Here is a 17,633-nt window from a genome sequence, read left to right on the forward strand (position 1 = left end):
CAATGTCCGTCAGTCTACGAGATCAGGGTCGGTGCGGATGATCCAATCATAGATCGGCTGGAAATGCAGCCACCCCATGAAGGGTGTGGCCAAATGTTTCGCAGAGTGTGCTGCTTTTTCAGGAGCTACCAGCTTCAGCGGTGAACCGGTTGCCTCCGCTTTCAACTGAATCTCGCAGGCGCGCTCAAGTGCGATAAACCACCAGGCCGCCTCATCGATGCTATGGCGTCCGACGCTGAACAGGCCGTGGTTCTGGTGTATTGCCACTTTCGAATCCCCGAACGCCTTGGCGACTGCAAAGCCCGCGCCGCGCTCCACGACGACGGCTCCTGCCTCTTCCGTAATCACCGCCTGATGACCGAAGAAGCCGCATGCAGTCTGGGTAATTGGATCGAGCGGACGACCCAAAGCTGCCCATGCCATTCCGTTGACGGTATGCGCATGGCACGACGCAATGATGTCCGGGTTTTCCTCATGGATCGCCGAGTGCAGAACGAAACCGGCCTGATTGACGGCCCATGTGCCTTCGACGACCTTTCCGACATGATCGACAAGGATCATGTCGGAGGCCTTGACACGCGACATGCTCATCCCGAACGGATTCGTCCAGAAAAGACCCGGATGCTCGGGATCACGAACGGTTACATGGCCTGCAAATCCATATTCGAACTTGTAGCGCGCGAAAATTCTGCACACGGCCGCAAGGCGCTCGCGGCGATGCTGCCGCTCCTCGGCAACCGTCGAGAAGACAGGCGGTCTGGGAAAATACAGCCCTTCCTGATCCGGTTCATAGATGGATTGCTTTTTCGCAGAAGCAGACATGGCATTCCTCCATTATATGTCTCAGGAAATCTCCAACCGCTATTTGAGTGCGGTTGGCAACCATAGACTTAGTTCGGGAAGGTAGGTGATAATCGCCAGGCAAATCAGCAGTGCCGCATAGAACGGCAGCATGCTCTTCAGAATTTGCTCCACTCTCAATCCCGCGATCTGACAGGCGACGAACAGGTTGACCCCGACTGGCGGTGTGGTCATGCCGACAGCAAGATTGACGATCATGACGATACCGAAGTGAAGCGGATCTATGCCAAGCTTCACCGCAACCGGCGTCAGGATCGGAGCAAGAATGGTGATCGCAGCTCCGGTTTCGAGAAACATGCCGACTATCAGCAGCATCAGGTTAATCAGCGCCAAGAATACCAACGGGTTGTCGGAGATCGCGATGAAGAACTGAGACACCATTTCAGGAATACGGTTTGCAGTCAGCACCCAGCCGAACACGCTGGCCGCAGAGATAATCAGCAGCACCACGACCGTGTTGAGAAGCGAAGATCGAAGCGCGGTCATCAGGCCATCGAAGCTGATGCTGCGGAAAATCAGACCACCGACAACCAATGCAAAACCGACTGCAGCAGCCGCTGCTTCGGTCGGCGTAAAAATACCGCCATAGATGCCACCAAGGATCATGACCGGTAGCATGAGCGGAAGAATGGCAGCCTTGAAGCTCTTCCACACTCCGTCACGCTCACCGGGAAGCAGACCGTCTTGCCCCTGCGTCTTACCGTAACCGTTCCGCTTACTGATGATGTAGACGGTGAACATCAGGCCACCGGCGACCAGAAAGCCTGGGAAAATACCGGCAAGGAAGAGATCGCCGATCGAGACCGGGACGCCAGCCGTCAAGGCGAAGATGATCATCGGAACGGACGGCGGGATGATGACGCCCAGTTCACCGGAAGAGGCCTGCACCGAGGTTGCGAACGGACGTGGATAGCCGCGTCTGGACATAGCCGGGATAAGGATCCCGCCGATAGCCGCCGTGGTCGCAGCGCTCGAACCGGAAATAGCGGCGAAGAACATCGCCGACATGACGGCCACGAGACCGAGACCGCCTGTTGCGCGCCCGACAAGAGCCTGGGCGAAATTGACGAGACGGGTCGAAATCCCGCTCACTTCCATCAACGCGCCAGCGAGTACGAAGAAAGGTATGGCGGTCAGCGGAAAGGAATCCAGCGCGGCGAACATGCGCTGAACCATGGCCTGCAATGGAATTCCAGAGCTATACATGGTGATGGCCGACGTCATCGCGAGCGTGATCGCGATGGGAACTGCCAGAATAAAGAATGCGAAAAGTGAGAAGCCGATGGCTATCGGATACATGGCGCGCCCCTAGCTTGCGGCTTGCGTGATGACCTGCTCAGGCGGGTCGATCGCAACGACGATTGTATTGATGAGCGCGAGCGCAGCACCGGCAGGAATGGCGAGATAGACAATGCTCATCGGCAGTTCGAGCGAACCTGACATGAGGCTTCCAACCATCCCGCGTACGGTCCAGCCGTAATACATCAGCACTACCCAGAAAAATCCGGATATGCCTAGGCTGATGAAGCCGATGGCCCTTGCTAGCTTGGACGGTGCGACCAGATAGATCGCCTCGACGGCAACCAGCATCCCGTGCCGCACCACGATGCCCGCGCCTAGAAAAACGCTCCAGATCAGCGCGAAGCGGATGACCTCTTCCGACCATGTCAAAGGTGAACCGATGATATAGCGGGCAATGACCTGCGCGATACCAAGCAAAGCGAGTACGCCGAGAGTCAAAGCTAGAATATTAAGCACAAGCTCGTTCAATCGATCGATCCAGCGGATCACCGCCCATCTCGGGCGATGATCTTCCTGAACCGGCCGAAGGCCCGGCAAGGCTTCTTCGGACGCGGAATGCTTCATATATTCCTCCCTAGTATGTTATACGGCCTTACTTTGCGGCAGGCACTCCAGCACCCGCAACCGTATTGTAGAGCTCGGATACAGCCGGGAAGTTGGCCTTCACGAAATCCGCACTGACCTTCTGCTGGAAGGGCTTCTTGTCGGGTTCGACAAGCGTCATTCCAGCGTCCTGAAGCGTCCTCACAAAGTTCTGCTCACCCTTCAGAACCTCATCCAAGGAGTACTTCTTTGCAGCGCCATTCGCCGCATCCATGATTGCCTTGCGCTGTTCCTCCGGCATGGCTGCAAGACGCTTGGCATCCATGACCACGACAACCGGCTCATAGGCATGTTCGGTGCGGATCAGGAACTTCACCACCTGCGCAAACTGCGAGGAAACGATCAGAGACAGCGGATTTTCCTGGCCGTCGATGACGCCCTGCTGGAGCGCATTGAAAACTTCGCCGAAGTTCATCGGAGTTGCCGCAGAACCCAGCTGATTCCATGACTTGACCGTGACAGGGCTATCCGGCACGCGGATCTTGAGGCCCGACAGGTCTTCCGGCTTGTTGATCGCCTTTTTCGTGGTCAACCAGCGCGGACCACGCAGCCAGTAGGACACGACCTCATAACCGGATTCTTTACGGATGCCGTCCGTGATTTTCTTGCCAACCTCACCGTCATAAACCGCGTTGTAGTGGTTAATGTCGCGGATCATGAACGGAAGCGTAAAGATACGCGCCGTTTCAGACGCTGTCGACAGAACGCCCGCACCGCCGACCCAGATGTCGTTGGTCATGAACTTGATGCCCTCGAGCAATTCACGATCGCTTCCCAGCGTGCTGTTGCCGTGAATGTCGATACGCACTTCACCGTTCGTAGCGGCCTTCACATCGTCCGCAAATTTCTGAGCGGCAGCGGCGTGAATTTCAGAATTCGGCCATACATGTCCAAGCCGCAGCACTGTCTCCGCCATGGCCGAAGACGCCATGAGGCCGCTGATGGTCAATGCCAGCCCAACTTGCTTGATAAACGTCATTTCAATCCTCCCGTTATTGAATTTCAGCTTTGGAAATAGGCACTCTTCATTGTGGTGAAGAACTCCTGGTTTGAATGGCCAATTGAGTAAGCGCCGAAGCCAGATGCTTTGACCCCTCCAAAAGGCATATGCGCCTCGCTGGCCGTGCCGTGGTTGACATGGACCATGCCGGTTTCGGATTCGCGCACGAAGCGCAAAGCCAGATCGACATCGCGGGTGTAAACAGATGCGGCTAGACCGTAATCGACCTCGTTGGCGATTCTGATGGCGTCATCTACAGACCGGGCCTTGATGACCGATAGTACAGGGCCGAACACTTCTTCAAGCGCGAGCCGTGAACCCGCGGCCACGTCGGTGAAAAGCGTCGGCTCGACAAAATGACCCTGAGCGAAGTCCCCATCTTCCAGCGAACCTCCTCCGGCGACCAGCTTGGCACCTTCGTTTTTACCAATATCGATGTATTGCCGAACTGATGATTTCTGATCGGCCGTGATCATCGGCCCCATCGTGGCGCCCTGCTCCCAGGCCGGGCCGACCTTGATCGTAGCCATTTCTGCCCGCAGCGCCTCGATAATCTCTGCGGCGCGATCTTCCAGTACGATAACGCGGCTGACGGCCGTGCATCGCTGCCCAGTGCACTGGAACGCGGCAGCGCCGATCTGCTTTGCGACGGTTTCAGCCGATGCATAATCGAAGACGATTGCTGCATTCTTTCCGCCAAGCTCAAGCTGAGTACGCACAAACGACTTGCCTGCTTCGGCGCTGATGGCCGCACCAACGCCGGTCGATCCGGTGAAGCTCACACCTTTGACCAGCTTGTGGCGGATCAGCGCTTCGCCGACCTTGCGGCCACTGCCGAGAACAAGACTGACAACGCCTGCCGGAACGCCTGCATCCTTGAAGACGTCCATAAGCTTGACCGCCGACCACGGCGTCAGGTTCGACGGCTTCAGAACGACCGAGCAGCCATAGGCAAGAGCAGGCGCGATCTTGCGGACGGGCGTGACAACCGGAAAATTCCATGGGCCGATCGCAGCAACAACACCGATCGGCTCCCGCAAAGTCATGGCCAGACCATTGCGCTTTTCGCTCGGCAGCACATCGCCGTCGATGCGGCTCGCCTCACCGGCGCAAAAGCGCATCTCCTTGGCCGCGCGACCGACTTCGCCACGTGCCTCTGCCAAGACCTTGCCCTGCTCGGCGGCAAGGATAAACGCTAATTCGTCCAGACGCTGTTCCAGGATATCTGCGGCGCGGAACAGGATCGCACCGCGCTCGGGTCCCGGCACGTTACGCCAGGAAAGCCCGGCTTCGTGCGCGACCTTGACCGCTTCGTCGACATCCGTCTCTTCGCTGTTTGCAAATGAACCCAGGCACTGATCGCGCAGCGCCGGATTGTAGATCTTGGCGGTATCGCTCTTTGGTGCCCGCCATTCGCCGCCGATAAAGTTTCCGTAGGTCGCGCCGGTGTTACCGCGCAACCAGTTCAACATGTCGCTCATGATTTTCTTCCACTATCGATCAGTTCAATTCGGCCTGCAGCAGGGCACGCATATCGTCATGCGTCGGCTGGCGAGGATTGACCGGCACATTGCCGGACTGCAACGCTTCCTCGACCACTTCATCTAAACGCTCTGGCGTGACGCCGAAATTGCTCAACTTGGCGCTGATGCCCACATCGGCTCTCAACTTGCTGATCGCATCGACCGAAAGCAGGGCGGCTTGCTCGGCGGAGAGACCACTGATATCCTCGCCGAAAATCTCGGCGATCCGCGCGAATTTCTTCGCGTTGGACAGATGGTTGAAGCGCATCACCTCAGGCAGCATGATCGCGTTGACCAGTCCATGCGGAATACCGAATTTCGCACCAAGCGGCATGGCAAAGGCGTGTACAACGCCGAGGCGTGTGTTGTTGAACGCCATAGCTGCAATTGTACTCGCGAGCAGCATGTCGCCGCGCGCTTCAAGGTTGGAACCGTCGTTGACAGCAGTTCGCAGGCTCTTGGCAATCAAGACCATTGCCTGTTCCGACATCGCCTCGGAAATTGGCTGAGTTGCCGTATTGACGTAAGATTCGAGCGCATGCGTCAGCGCGTCCATGCCTGTCGTCGCCGTGATCGCGGAAGGCAGGGACAGTGTCAGTTCCGGATCGAGGAGCGCGATCTTGGCGCAGTTCAGTGTGCTGCCGACGCTGATCTTGACCTTTTGAACCTTGTCGGAGAGCACCGACCAGATGGTCAGTTCGCTTCCCGTTCCGGCCGTGGTTGGAACCGCGATGACCGGAGCACCGGCAAGCGGCACCTTGTCGATACCGACATAATCCCGAATATTGCCCTTATTGGTCAGCATGAGGCCGATGGCCTTCGCCGTATCGAGAGCGCTGCCACCGCCGATACCGACGACAACGTCGGCTTTGTGATCTTTGCCAAGGACAACGCCTTCGTCAACTGACCTTGTCGCCGGATCGCTTTCGACATCGGTAAATACAACCGTCGCGATACCGCCTGCCTTCAGGATGGAGCTGACTTTCTCCACCAGCCCGGCGCGTTCGACGCCAGGATCACCAACCACAATTGCACGGCTCGCCTTCAGGCTGCGCACATAGCTCGGAAGCTTGGCGATCAGGCCATTGCCGAATTCGATCTGCGTGGGGATGTGGTATGTAAACGATTTCATTCTTTCCTCCCGTAAGCGCTAACGGCGCAGCTCGATCCCATAGGGTGCGCCCAAACTCTCTAGTTCCTGTTCGACTTTTGCAGGCAAGACAATGCCTTCGCGTAGCCTCTTCTGCTTGGCGCGATGCTCCAGTTCACCGGCATGAAGGATCTCGTCTGTGCCTTCGGCACGTGGTTCTGCTTTCAATTGTTCGATGTATCCGTCGAGCCTGACCCGGAATGCCGATAGCGGCATGAAACGCTCGATATCGATCGCGATGAACATGTGCCCGACATTCTGCGGGTCCTGCCAGTTATCGTACATATTGTTGACGGACGGTCCGAAACCCGCTCCGGTCAAAACGCCGCACAGAATATCGATTGCCATTGAGAGGCCGAAGCCTTTAGGCCCGCCCATCGGCAGCACCGCGCCATCAAGCGCCACATTGGCATCCGTCGTCGGATTGCCTTGCCTATCGACCGCCCAGCCCAAGGGTATTTCTTCGCCCTTGCTGGCTGCGACGATAATCTTGCCGCGTGCCACGAGGCTGGTCGCCATATCCAGAATGAACGGAACCTCGCCGCCGGTTGGAAAGCCGAACGCGATAGGGTTCGTTCCCACGAAAGGTCGCACACCACCGGTCGGTGGCATGGTCTGCGATGCGTTCGACATAACGATCAGGGCCAGACCACGCGCGACGGCTTTCTTGACATAAGATGCACCGGTTCCGAAATGGTTGGACCGTGAAACACCGAGAATGCAAGCGCCACGCTCTTTTGAACGGTCCATGGCGATGGCGAGTGCACGGTCGCCAACATAGGCGCCAAAATTATTGCGGCCATCCAGAAGCCCCATCGCGCCGCTGTCCGTGACCAGTTCCGGCTCGGCCTGCGGATCGACCATGCCCTCGGCAATGCGCCTCAGGTAAATGCCGAGCCGCACTACACCATGCGAACTGACGCCGCGCAGATCCGCCTCGACGAGATTTTGCGCAACGGCGAGTGCAACGTGTTGTGGTGCTCCATTAGCGACCAGCACATTCCGGCTAAACTCGACCAGATAAGAGGCTTGATAGGCCATGGGTGTCAAACCCCTTTAGATTTCAGCGTCTGGTCGATCCAGCTGCGATCGATCGTACCATCTGCAATGCTTTGCAGGATCGCCGCCTCCCGATCCTGTTGAGCGGTCGCAAGTACCAGAATCTCTTCAGCATGGCTTTGGGGGACAGCGATGAGTCCGTCAGTGTCTCCAATCACGATATCACCGGAGGAAACGACCATACCACCAACAGAAACAGGAACACCGATCTCGCCGGGCCCATCCTTGTAGGGACCGCGATGCGTCACGCCGCTCGCAAAAACCGGAAATCCTGCAGAGAGGATCGCCGACGTGTCACGGATCGCACCGTCGATGACGAAGCCACCAAGCGAACGAGACATGGCATAGCGAAGCATGATTTCGCCGATGATCGCATTGGTCATGTCGCCGCTGGCATCCACGACGATGATGTCACCGGGTTTGGCGATATCGAGTGCCTTGTGAACCATGAGGTTGTCGCCAGGCCGCGTGCGCACCGTCAAAGCACTACCGCACATTACGTTATCACCATGGAACGGTCGAAGACCCGAACCACCTGCAAACACACGGTTCATGTTGTCGCTGATGATAGCGGTTGGGATAACCCGGAATTTTTCGACAAGATCATTTGCCGGACGACGAAAGTCGTCCGCGACACGAAACCCTAGCAATGGAACCTCCCTTGGTGCCTCCGCACCTTTATGATGAGAGGAACCTAGAAGCTAGAAAACTTGACGTCTAATACATAATAGAGCAATTATTGATAACTTAGAGGTATCAATATGTTGGACGCGCGACAGTTACGCTATATTCAAGCGGTATCCGAAGAACTTCATTTCGGGCGTGCTGCGGCTCGTCTTCGTATCGCGCAGCCTGCCCTCTCTCGGCAGATCCAGCAAATCGAAGCAAACCTTGGAACTATGCTTTTCGCACGAACGCAGAGACGCGTGGAACTAACGCCTGCCGGTGAACTGATGCTGGATCGAGCCCGATCAATCTTGAAGGAAATGGAACAAGCGGAAATTGACGCAAGGCGCGCAGGCAAAGGCGAACTTGGTCGCCTTTCTGTCGGTTTTATCCATTCGTCCAGCTATGGCTTCTTACCGCGATTACTTCGCCGCTTTCACGATCGCTTTCCGGAAGTGAATCTGGAACTGAAGGAGATGGGAATTGCCGAGCAGATCAACAGCTTGCCGCTCGGTGCGATAGATATTGGAATTACACGGCCCGCCAAATACGCAAGCGGCATCGAAACTCTTCCAGTACTTGAAGAAGATTTTCTGGTTGCGGTGCCAGCGTTCAATCCGCTCGCATCCGTAAAGAGCACGTCATTGGCGCGATTGACAAATGAGAGCTTTGTCCTGTTTCCACGAGAAACTAGCCCCCTTTTCAATACATCCATTGTCACAATGTGCGAAAACGCGGGCTTTTCACCCATCGTTTCGCAAAAAGCGACGCAGGTTCATACGGTCGTCGGCCTAGTCAGCGCGGGAATGGGGATCGCAATCGTCCCCGCCACCGCACGAAATCTGCAGATATCCGGCGTCGCCTTCCTGAAGATCGAAGACGAACCACCTCCGGTAACAATCGTCCTCGCCTGGAAAGCAAACCGTGTAACATCCCACATGAAGGCATTCATGTCGATTGCAGTGTCGGCTGCGAGAGAACTTCAGGGCCTACCTAACGACAACTAAAACAACTTCATAAAAGGCGGGTTCTGGAATAGCCCCCTAATTTCCCGGACAGTTTCTCCCACTTAAATAAGTGATAGGACTACTGTTCACATTATGACTGGTAATAGCATTAAGATGGAAATTCTTTCCGGCCCTGAGCGGCGTCGACGCTGGAGTACAGCGGAGAAGCTTGCAATTGTCCACGAAACCTACGAGACGGACGCAACGGTCAGTGTGGTCGCGCGTCGTCATGGCATTGCGCCTAACCAACTGTTCGCGTGGCGCAAACTTGCGTCACAGGGTGCATTGGTTGCAACGGCAGCCGAAGAGGAGGTTGTCCCTGCCTCGGAATACCGGGCGCTTCAGGCTCAGGTGAAGGAATTACAGCGCCTGCTGGGCAAGAAAACGATGGAGGGGGAAATTCTCAAGGAGGCCCTCGAAATCGCCAACGGCCCAAAAAAACGGATGCTGCACTCAATCTCGCTGCCGAAGGACGTTTTGCGATGAAAACGTTATGCGAGACGCTAGGTGTTGCCCGGTCGAATATCGCGGCGCGAGCCACAGGCACCCTTTCCAAAGCCCGAGGGAGACCTCCGCTTCCCGACGCTGATCTGGTTGCTCAGATCAAGGCGGTCATTGAAGAAATGTCGACCTATGGCTATCGGCGCGTTCATGCCATTCTGCGGCGCAAGGCCCGTGAACAGGGCTGTTCATGGCCGAACGCCAAACGTGTTTATCGCGTGATGAAGCGGCATGATCTGCTCCTTCAGCGCCATACCGGAGCTGCCGGTGAACGCAGACACGACGGACAAGTCACCGTCGAGCGCTCCAATACCAGATGGTGCTCCGACGGTATTGCCAAGTTATTTGAGGTAGGCGGCACGACCCCGTTGAGCTTTTGCTCATGCGTTCATTTCAGCAGTGTAGTCGTGCCATAATGCAAATGCATCGATACGTGCATGGCGGTAGGAACAAGCTGTGAGTTTATGGCGATGTGGACGGAAAATCAGATTAATCTGATCGTGAGCGGCAAGGAACCTTTGCGCATGTCGCGCTGACTTGAACCGCCCAAATATCTTTTCCCGTTTTCGCGTTGGCCTATGCGAGACTTCGATGGCGTTATTCAGGCCTTTATGAGCCCGATGATCCGCATCTGGTGAAAGATTTTGTATTGGCTTAATGTAACTGCGCAGCTTATCCGTCACGACGACACGTGGTTGACCGAATTGCTTCACCAGTCTGGAGAAAAAGCGTTTGGCAGCCTTGGTGTTACGACGTGTTTGAACCAGAATATCAAGAACATCGCCGTCCGCATCAATTGCCCGCCAAAGCCAATACTTCTTTCCTCCGATAGTGATGACGGCCTCATCAATGTGCCATTTATCATTCGGCCTTGGTCGGTCCCTGCGGATACAGTCGGCAAAATGGCGGCCGAAGCGATTAATCCAGACGCGAACGGTTTCCCGGCTGACAAGCACGCCACGCTCAGCGAGAAGATCTTCCACATCGGCCGTGCTTAACGCAAATCGGTGATAGGTCCAGACAGCGTAGCCAATAATTTCACGCGGAAAACGAAACCCCTTCAACCGGGGAAAGGAGCTGGGTAATTTCATGCCATATTGATACCGGAAACGCCAGGCTCAAACAACTTGGCAATGCCGTACGGCGAGTTCAATGTCACATTGAACAAGCTAAAAATCGACCGCGTGACGGGGGATACCACACTCACGATGTCGTGGTTTCTAGTTCCGGCCCTACATATCAAGCATAAGTGTCAGATCTCGAGGCAGCCTGATAAAGACGCTGCCATTATGATTGGTGAGGCGTTTGAGGGGATGAAAGCCGAGATCAAACGGATCACTAAGAAGGGTGTCGAAAACCGACTTTAGCGAAACCCGAGATAGGAGAGGCCCGAGATAGGAGAGGGAGGAAGGCCTTCCCTCCATTTTCAATATTCTCAATTTTTGCGTTCCTGTAATCAATGAGGTCGGTTCGGCGCTCATATTGCTAGTGGTGAAGAGCGCAGGTTAAAGGACGTATTCGAAGCTGTCCTTGCTGCTGCACTCGGTTAGAACCGTCAGCTCCTCACATCGTCGGCTCGCAAAGAATTCGAAAAACTTTACAACTGTAAAGTCGCCCGCAACGACGGCCACCCTGTGAAAAACTTTACAGTTGTAAAGTCGAGCGTCAGCCAATGCCTCCGTTAAGCTCTCGTTAACGAAAAATTCCTTGTAGAATCGGTTGCATTCGGGTCTTATGACGGAAAGTGAACCGTATCGGGTTCAAAACCGTCCAGAGAACTAAATGCTTCAGTCGCACAATTCCGTCGTCACAGACACTGCGTCAAAGATCGAAGGCTACACCGCCAAGCTCTCGGCTGAGTTGAGGGAGATGCGTGAGGCCTTTTATCCGCCTTCCTCGCGAAAGTCATTCTCGCGCACTTTTTCGACACTCGATCTCGTCAGACTCCTCGATGTCCCTGAGAGCACCTTGCGTCAACTCACCATTGAGGGGAGGGGGCCTCAGCCTGATCGCGCGGAAAACAATCGTCGCACCTACACCATCGAGCAAGTCAAAGAACTTCGGGAATTCCTAGCTGATCTTCGTCCAGACGAAGCCGTGAGCCTGCTGCCGTATCGCCGTGGCAACGAGAAGCTTCAGGTTATCGCCACATCCAACTTCAAGGGTGGCTCCAGCAAGACGACGACTTCTGCCCACCTTGCGCACTTTCTTGGCCTGCAAGGCTATCGCGTTCTGTGCATAGATCTCGACCCTCAGGCATCATTGACGTCGATTTTTGGCATTCAACCTGAATTCGACCTTGAACCAAATTCGACCGCGTATGCCGCGCTGCGGTATGACGAAGAGCGTCTCCCTTTGTACGACGTCATTCGTTCCACATACTTCCCGGGTGTCGACTTGGTGCCGGGAAATCTGGAATTGATGGATTTCGAGTTCGATACTCCGTCATATCTGGCTGACCGAAACCGAGACGAGCTGGGCCTCTTCTTCGAGCGCCTGGTTAAGGCAATTCAGACAGTCGAAGATCGTTACGACATCGTCATTCTCGATACACCGCCTTCACTCGGTTACACGACGCTTGCGGCTCTATATGCGGCGACATCCCTGATTGTCACTGTTCATCCGGCAATGCTTGACGTCGCGAGCTGCAACCAATTCCTGATAATGATCTCGGATTTGTCGGAAGTGTTGGTGCAGTTCGGAGCAAAGTTCGAGCACGATCATTTCAAGTTCTTGCTCACCCGCGTAAACCCGAACGATGGCCCGCAGAAATATATGGCTGGTGTAATGCGCCGCCTGTTCGGGAACGACGTTCTGGTTGCTGAGGCATTGGAATCGACGGCTATCGCGGGCGCTGCAGTCGCCAAGAAGACACTTTACGAGCTGGAATCTGGAGAGGTGGGTCGAGAAGCCCTGAAACGGGCCTTGGAGAGCGCGGATCGCGTTAATTTCGACATCCTGAGCCTGATCCATAAAGTTTGGGGACGTAACCCATGAAAAAAAGCATTCTAAAGCAAATGGCCGATGTCGAGGCTAGGGGAGGGGAAGGCGCAGATAAAGCGATCCTGAACCCAATGGCGGCTCGACGTCATTCGTCACCAGTGATCTCAAACGTCGGCCGTGCGCTCACCCAGCTGACCGAGGACAGCATTGTCACGCTCGAAGCCAGCAAGATCGAGCGGTCTCCGTTCAAGGATCGTTTTGAAGCTGATGCTGAAGCCAACGAGGAACTCGAAGCCCTTAAGCTCTCGATTGCTTCCGAAGGCCAGAAAATCCCTGTTCTGGTGCGGCCGCATCCATCAAAGCCGGGGCATTATCAGCTTGCCTACGGCTATCGTCGCCTCGCAGCCATAAAGGCGCTGAACGAGGAGGATGGTCGCTCTGACCCCATCAAGGTTAAGGCCTACGTTCGTGAACTGACGGATCGCCAGCTCATCGAAGAGCAGTCCCTTGAGAATGGTGTTCGCGAAAGCCTGACCTGGATCGAGCAAGCGATGTGGACACTCCAGCTGAAGGCTGTAGGGCTGTCTCAGCGGGCGATCTGCCCCATCCTCGGCCTGACTGAAGCCGCGATCTCGCATTTTGGTAAGGTGACTTCAGCCATTCCTGAAGACGTCATCTATGCGATTGGGCGCGCGAAGTCAGTTGGTAGGCCGAAATGGACATCGCTCGCAGAGCTGATGTCGGGCGATGGCAAAGTCGAAGCCGTTCGCGAACTGATCAAGACGCCGGATTTCCAGGCGGCGGACAGCCCGACTCGTTTCTCGAAGGCCTTCGAAGTGGCCAAAGGCGAGAAGACTGTGCCTCAATCTGCGCCTGCTGCTAAGTCCTGGACATCCAAAGACAATTCGGTCAGCTTTATGATGAATCAGAAGCCGAAGAAGGTCGCTATCGAGCTAACTAGCACGAAGGCTGCACCCTTCGGCGACTGGCTATCGAGCCGTCTGGACGTCCTCTATGAGGAGTTCAGGCAATCAGAAACAGGAAATGGAGATAACTAAACCGCGAAAGAGAAAAGGCCCCACAAACACACGGTCTGCGAAGCCTTTCGGTATTCTCTAGCAAGATAACGAATCGCATTTCTCAGAATCCGTGTCAAGCGTTTTGACGTCGTTTGCGGCGAACGGATCTCTTTTGCCTTCAGTTAGGTGAGAGAAATGCAAGCTGGAGAATATGCAACGACTCCCTTTGGGAGCCGACCGATGACGCTTGCCTCGTTGGCAGCGCAACGTGTCACACGTGAATCCGAAGGGCAGGGCAGGGCGGTCGATAAGTGGGCGCTCTACAAGGATATCTGTGAAGCTAAGAGCGTGCTGGGAACGAATGACCGTGCGTTGGCGGTCTTGTCGGCGCTGTTGTCCTTTTATCCAGACAGCGAGTTGTCAGAGGAGAACGGGCTGATCGTGTTCCCATCAAACCGCCAGCTCTCGCTGCGTGCTCACGGAATGCCTGACACGTCTCTGAGGCGTAATCTAGCCTCTTTGGTCGACGCAGGCCTGATCCTGAGGCGCGACAGCCCGAACGGGAAGCGTTACGCCCACAAGAGCAGGGAAGGGGACATTGAGGAGGCTTTTGGGCTGTCTTTGGCACCATTGCTCGCTCGCGCCGACGAGATCGCTCAGGCGGCCGACCAGGTGCGTGCTGAGGCCCAACGCATCAAGCGGACAAGAGAGCGCATTACGCTCCAACGCCGCGATATCTCCAAGCTGATCGAAGTTGCCGTCGAAGAAGTCGCTGAAGGCGACTGGAGCGGTCTCTGGAGGCGTTTCCGTGCCATTGTAGACGCTATTCCGCGTCGAGCATCTATCACGGAGCTGGAGACGATTCTCGACGAACTGGTGGCAATCCGCGTCGAAGTGGATAACGCGCTGAATTCCTTTACGAATGATCAGAATATGGACGGCAATGATATCCATACTGGACGGCAACATACTGAATCAAACCCAGACTCACATTTTGAACTTGAACCTGCTCCAGAAACGAGCGGGGTCGAGGTTGAGCCAAAACCTAGATCGGTGGAGCCGCCGAAAGGGTATCCGCTCGGCCTGATATTGAAGGCCTGCCCAGACATAATCGACTACGCCGTCGACGGGATCGCGAGCTGGAGAGACTTGATGGCGACGGCCGCGCAGGTTCGTGGCTATCTCGGGGTTTCGCCGAGCGCATATGCCGATGCCTTAGACATCCTCGGGCAGGAAAACACCGCTGTCGTGATTGCGTGTATCTTGCAGCGCGCCAACCACATCAACTCGGCAGGCGGCTATCTGCGAGCATTGACCGACAAGGCGAGGGCAGGGGGCTTCTCTGTCGGCCCAATGTTGATGGCGCAACTGAAAACGAATGGGGTGACGACGTCGAGGATGGCTGGATAAAATGCGGATTTGCCACGGAACCTCGTCCATCCATCTGGATTCCATCCTGCGTGAAGGACTGAAGCCGCGTGGCCAGAAGCCTTCCAACTGGCAAGCATCCAGTCACGCCGACCTGGTCTACCTTTCACAGGCATACGCTCTCCATTACGCGGGGAATGCGGCCGACAAAGAAGGCGGAGACATCCTCCTGGTCGAGATCGACACCGATCTCCTTCCAGCGTCGAGTTCGATGCTTGCAGACGAGGACGCAATCCTCAGTGCGCTCTCCATCCTGATCCTATAATGCCAACGCGACTCTCCATCAAAGTTACGACCAAAGATCCCGATGAAGTGAGTGACAAGGCAACCCGGCAGGCTGAACGGGCACCTCTTCAGGAGGTGTTATCGTCGACTGTAGAGCCGCAGGCGCCTGAAGATCCGCCAGTGAATGTGAAGCCTGAGCAGAAGGAGGAGCAAGCGGATGAAACCATTACTTTGCCTCCCGTTCCCAAATCACCACAAAAGCGGCCTCGTGCTAAAAGGCCAAGTCCCAAGACCGAAGACGGCCCGGTGACAGACGAAGAACTGGAAGAGCTGGAAGCGGAAAATGCCCGGCTCAAGCTCTCATTAAATGAGCAGTTGAAAGCGAAGCAGGATGGTTCTGAAAACTGACAAGCTGCTAGACTTGGGATGATTTGGATTAAGACACAGGGAATCGTGATGGCTGTTACATTGTTGCATGGAACCGGAAATCTCATTTGCGACGGCGTTGATGTGGGTGGAGTCGAATTCAGCATCGCTAGTCCTGAAGATGGTCCGGATGTGACCAGGCGCGGAAAAGTGTGGGGAAACAAAAAGGCAGTTGCAGCAGCCATGAACGCCACCAAGACAGAACTCGCCGTGCCTGAATCCGGTGGCTTGCTTCTCCTGGACATTCAGGACCTGAATCGCGACGGTGGAGCGCTGTTCACGGTTTTACAACCCGCACCCGTCTGACCACGGCACGGTCGTAAACTTTTGTCGATCAACGAAAGTCAAAGATGATCGAAATTTGACTTTATGATAAATACCGCTCCCAATATGCAGGAGCGGGGTCATGCATGGTCGTCTCGATTTTCATAAATCAAAAGCGTTAAATGCGCTTCTCACCACTGAAGCCAATGAACAGGCGGGATCAGCGCGGCATCATCGTTTCGACGATTGGTTCGGCGAACTCTTTTCCGTACGATACGTCATTATGGTGTGCACGTGCTGTGTTGCGACGTTCATCATCATCGCACAAATCATCTAAATCCCCGGCGCTCTTCCCGGACCGCCGGGGATATGCAGACATCTCCGGTCACGTTATCCGCGATGTTCACACGCGGCGGATCCTATCAAGCACGATCTCAAATTTGAAGTGTGCAGGGAACAATATCCGAACACAGGCATCGGGAATTTGCTAGGCGTCCGGGGCAGCGTGTCCAGGAATAGGATAGTATTGCGGTTCATTCACCGTTAGAGCCTATATCGATTCACAAAATGCTCAAAACTACTTCGCATCGTGCGGATATGAGTCATTGTGAAAGGAAAGGGCTCTGGTGCCGAAATGTTGTTATTAGCAGGCGCGTTAATCTGGAACCGATGGGAAAAAAAGCATCCTAGGCGCGCAACCAGCTTATTTCATTCGGTCGAGGCAATACCGAGGCTGCTTTCTCGAAGAAGTCATAGCGGGGAGAAACATTGCATCGCCGGTTAACCGGATATCGCTTTGGTTGGAGTCAACCACTATAGAACCGAGCGCAGGTCCGTTTGAACGAAGTCGTCTCCTACATAGAGCAATGGACAGCCGTGCTCGTGAGCAACTTCATAGGAAAAGCAGTCACCATAGTTGAGCGAAGCTGGGTGAATGCCTTTGCCCCATCTGGCGTAAGCATTGGCGACCCGGCGTGCGGAAGCGGCTGTCACGGATACGATTTCGAAGCCGAGCCCGGAAATCAACGCGTCAACCTCTTCGCCGACATTACGTCGCGCAGCAACAATGAGGGCTTCAGTAACTGTTCCGGCGGAAATCAATAGCTCATCAGCCTGTTCGATTGCCGTCATACAAGCTTGGCCTTTCGGCTCATTGAGCACGATTGCCATGAGCGCGGATGTATCGACAGCGATCATATGGGCATTCCATCGTCGTCGTAAAGAAAGTCCTGGCTGCGCGCAGCATCAGCCCCGGGTAATGCTTTCGTCGCCGCCGTTGCCCTCACCCTTTCCATCAGTGCGCGTCGGCCTTTGGGCCCGGGCGCTGCCGCAACGGCTACGATCCGTGCAATCTCATGGCCGCGACGGGTCAAAATGACTTCATCCCCGGCTTCCGCCCGCTTTACCAGTTCGGTGAGCTGGCCTTTCGCGTCGCTGACAGATACGCGCATCGTCCATGTTCCTTTGTATTTCGCTCATACTTAGCGTAAGAAATGGTCCATGTTGTGGTCCATGTCAATAGTGACCGGCGAACAGAGTTTGGATCTGTTCATTCCTTTCTGCAAATTGACACGAAGAGAGCGAAGCGAACGTAGTTGGCCGGAGGCACCCGCGCTTTCATATCGCGCTGTAGGGTTGCCGGAGGCCCGAATCGCG

General features: G+C 55.3%; 19 protein-coding genes and 1 pseudogene. 9 read left to right on the forward strand and 11 right to left on the reverse strand.

The features are described from left to right. Positions 1-9: 9 nt before the first annotated feature. Genes ABDF71_RS26200 through ABDF71_RS26235 form a run of 8 tightly spaced genes read right to left on the reverse strand, consistent with a single transcriptional unit; the run spans position 10 to position 8,148 of the window. The gene (locus ABDF71_RS26200) at positions 10-822 is read right to left on the reverse strand and encodes a class II aldolase/adducin family protein (RefSeq protein ID WP_151610506.1); all 813 of its coding nucleotides are present in this window, start codon (positions 820-822) and stop codon (positions 10-12) included. Positions 823-861: 39 nt separating this feature from the next. Then, entirely contained in the window at positions 862-2,160 is a 1,299-nt protein-coding gene (locus ABDF71_RS26205; protein ID WP_151610505.1) for a TRAP transporter large permease, read from the reverse strand. A 9-nt stretch (positions 2,161-2,169) separates the two neighbouring features. After that, positions 2,170-2,727, reverse strand: a complete 558-nt coding sequence (locus tag ABDF71_RS26210) for a TRAP transporter small permease (protein ID WP_151610504.1) — start codon at positions 2,725-2,727, stop codon at positions 2,170-2,172. 28 nt (positions 2,728-2,755) lie between these two features. After that, positions 2,756-3,745, reverse strand: a complete 990-nt coding sequence (locus ABDF71_RS26215) for a TRAP transporter substrate-binding protein (RefSeq protein WP_151610503.1) — start codon at positions 3,743-3,745, stop codon at positions 2,756-2,758. Positions 3,746-3,768: 23 nt separating this feature from the next. Then, the gene (locus ABDF71_RS26220) at positions 3,769-5,247 is read right to left on the reverse strand and encodes an aldehyde dehydrogenase family protein (RefSeq protein WP_151610502.1); all 1,479 of its coding nucleotides are present in this window, start codon (positions 5,245-5,247) and stop codon (positions 3,769-3,771) included. A 19-nt stretch (positions 5,248-5,266) separates the two neighbouring features. After that, on the reverse strand, positions 5,267-6,421 hold the full coding sequence (locus ABDF71_RS26225; protein ID WP_151610501.1) for an iron-containing alcohol dehydrogenase: 1,155 nt from the start codon (positions 6,419-6,421) through the stop codon (positions 5,267-5,269). 18 nt (positions 6,422-6,439) lie between these two features. Further along, positions 6,440-7,480 (reverse strand): Ldh family oxidoreductase, encoded by a 1,041-nt coding sequence (locus tag ABDF71_RS26230; protein WP_500062001.1) that lies wholly within the window; start codon positions 7,478-7,480, stop codon positions 6,440-6,442. 5 nt (positions 7,481-7,485) lie between these two features. Further along, complete coding sequence (locus ABDF71_RS26235) at positions 7,486-8,148, reverse strand: RraA family protein (RefSeq protein ID WP_151610499.1); 663 nt, start codon at positions 8,146-8,148, stop codon at positions 7,486-7,488. Between the two features lie 111 nt (positions 8,149-8,259). On the opposite strand from ABDF71_RS26235, the gene ABDF71_RS26240 reads away from it, so the two are divergent. Continuing rightward, on the forward strand, positions 8,260-9,171 hold the full coding sequence (locus ABDF71_RS26240; RefSeq protein WP_151610498.1) for a LysR family transcriptional regulator: 912 nt from the start codon (positions 8,260-8,262) through the stop codon (positions 9,169-9,171). Positions 9,172-9,264: 93 nt separating this feature from the next. After that, positions 9,265-10,028 (forward strand): annotated as a pseudogene (locus ABDF71_RS26245) (transposase); the annotation flags it as partial. 24 nt (positions 10,029-10,052) lie between these two features. On the opposite strand, the gene ABDF71_RS26250 reads toward ABDF71_RS26245, so the two are convergent. Beyond that, positions 10,053-10,763: an IS6 family transposase gene (locus tag ABDF71_RS26250; protein ID WP_151610497.1), complete on the reverse strand. Its 711-nt coding sequence runs from the start codon at positions 10,761-10,763 to the stop codon at positions 10,053-10,055. A 691-nt stretch (positions 10,764-11,454) separates the two neighbouring features. On the opposite strand from ABDF71_RS26250, the gene repA reads away from it, so the two are divergent. The 7 genes from repA to ABDF71_RS26285 all read left to right on the forward strand — a co-directional run bounded on the left by repA (position 11,455) and on the right by ABDF71_RS26285 (position 16,314). Then, on the forward strand, positions 11,455-12,669 hold the full coding sequence (gene repA / locus ABDF71_RS26255; protein ID WP_151610496.1) for a plasmid partitioning protein RepA: 1,215 nt from the start codon (positions 11,455-11,457) through the stop codon (positions 12,667-12,669). Next, positions 12,666-13,673, forward strand: coding sequence for a plasmid partitioning protein RepB (gene repB, locus ABDF71_RS26260; protein WP_011983085.1), 1,008 nt, complete (start codon positions 12,666-12,668; stop codon positions 13,671-13,673). The genes repA and repB overlap by 4 nt, the downstream gene beginning before the upstream one ends. Positions 13,674-13,829: 156 nt before the next feature. Continuing rightward, a complete protein-coding gene (gene repC, locus ABDF71_RS26265; RefSeq protein WP_500062002.1) occupies positions 13,830-15,044 on the forward strand; it encodes a plasmid replication protein RepC in 1,215 nt (404 codons plus the stop codon). Between the two features lies 1 nt (position 15,045). Next, the gene (locus tag ABDF71_RS26270; protein ID WP_192799570.1) at positions 15,046-15,327 is read left to right on the forward strand and encodes a hypothetical protein; all 282 of its coding nucleotides are present in this window, start codon (positions 15,046-15,048) and stop codon (positions 15,325-15,327) included. After that, complete coding sequence (locus ABDF71_RS26275) at positions 15,327-15,695, forward strand: superantigen-like protein SSL4 (RefSeq protein WP_231771639.1); 369 nt, start codon at positions 15,327-15,329, stop codon at positions 15,693-15,695. Before ABDF71_RS26270 ends, ABDF71_RS26275 begins: the two co-directional genes overlap by 1 nt. A 48-nt stretch (positions 15,696-15,743) precedes the next feature. Then, a complete protein-coding gene (locus ABDF71_RS26280) occupies positions 15,744-16,019 on the forward strand; it encodes a hypothetical protein (RefSeq protein ID WP_231771638.1) in 276 nt (91 codons plus the stop codon). A gap of 100 nt (positions 16,020-16,119) precedes the next feature. Continuing rightward, the gene (locus ABDF71_RS26285) at positions 16,120-16,314 is read left to right on the forward strand and encodes a hypothetical protein (protein WP_152850198.1); all 195 of its coding nucleotides are present in this window, start codon (positions 16,120-16,122) and stop codon (positions 16,312-16,314) included. Between the two features lie 476 nt (positions 16,315-16,790). Here the strand turns inward: ABDF71_RS26285 and ABDF71_RS26290 are convergent, their stop codons facing one another. Together ABDF71_RS26290 and ABDF71_RS26295 are read right to left on the reverse strand one after the other, a co-directional pair. Continuing rightward, positions 16,791-17,174 (reverse strand): type II toxin-antitoxin system VapC family toxin, encoded by a 384-nt coding sequence (locus tag ABDF71_RS26290; protein ID WP_151610730.1) that lies wholly within the window; start codon positions 17,172-17,174, stop codon positions 16,791-16,793. Then, positions 17,171-17,428, reverse strand: a complete 258-nt coding sequence (locus ABDF71_RS26295) for a type II toxin-antitoxin system Phd/YefM family antitoxin (RefSeq protein WP_151610729.1) — start codon at positions 17,426-17,428, stop codon at positions 17,171-17,173. The genes ABDF71_RS26290 and ABDF71_RS26295 overlap by 4 nt, the downstream gene beginning before the upstream one ends. Between the last annotated feature and the right edge of the window lie 205 nt (positions 17,429-17,633).

This window comes from Ochrobactrum sp. WV_118_8, from assembly GCF_039631535.1.
Taxonomy (GTDB): domain Bacteria; phylum Pseudomonadota; class Alphaproteobacteria; order Rhizobiales; family Rhizobiaceae; genus Brucella; species Brucella anthropi.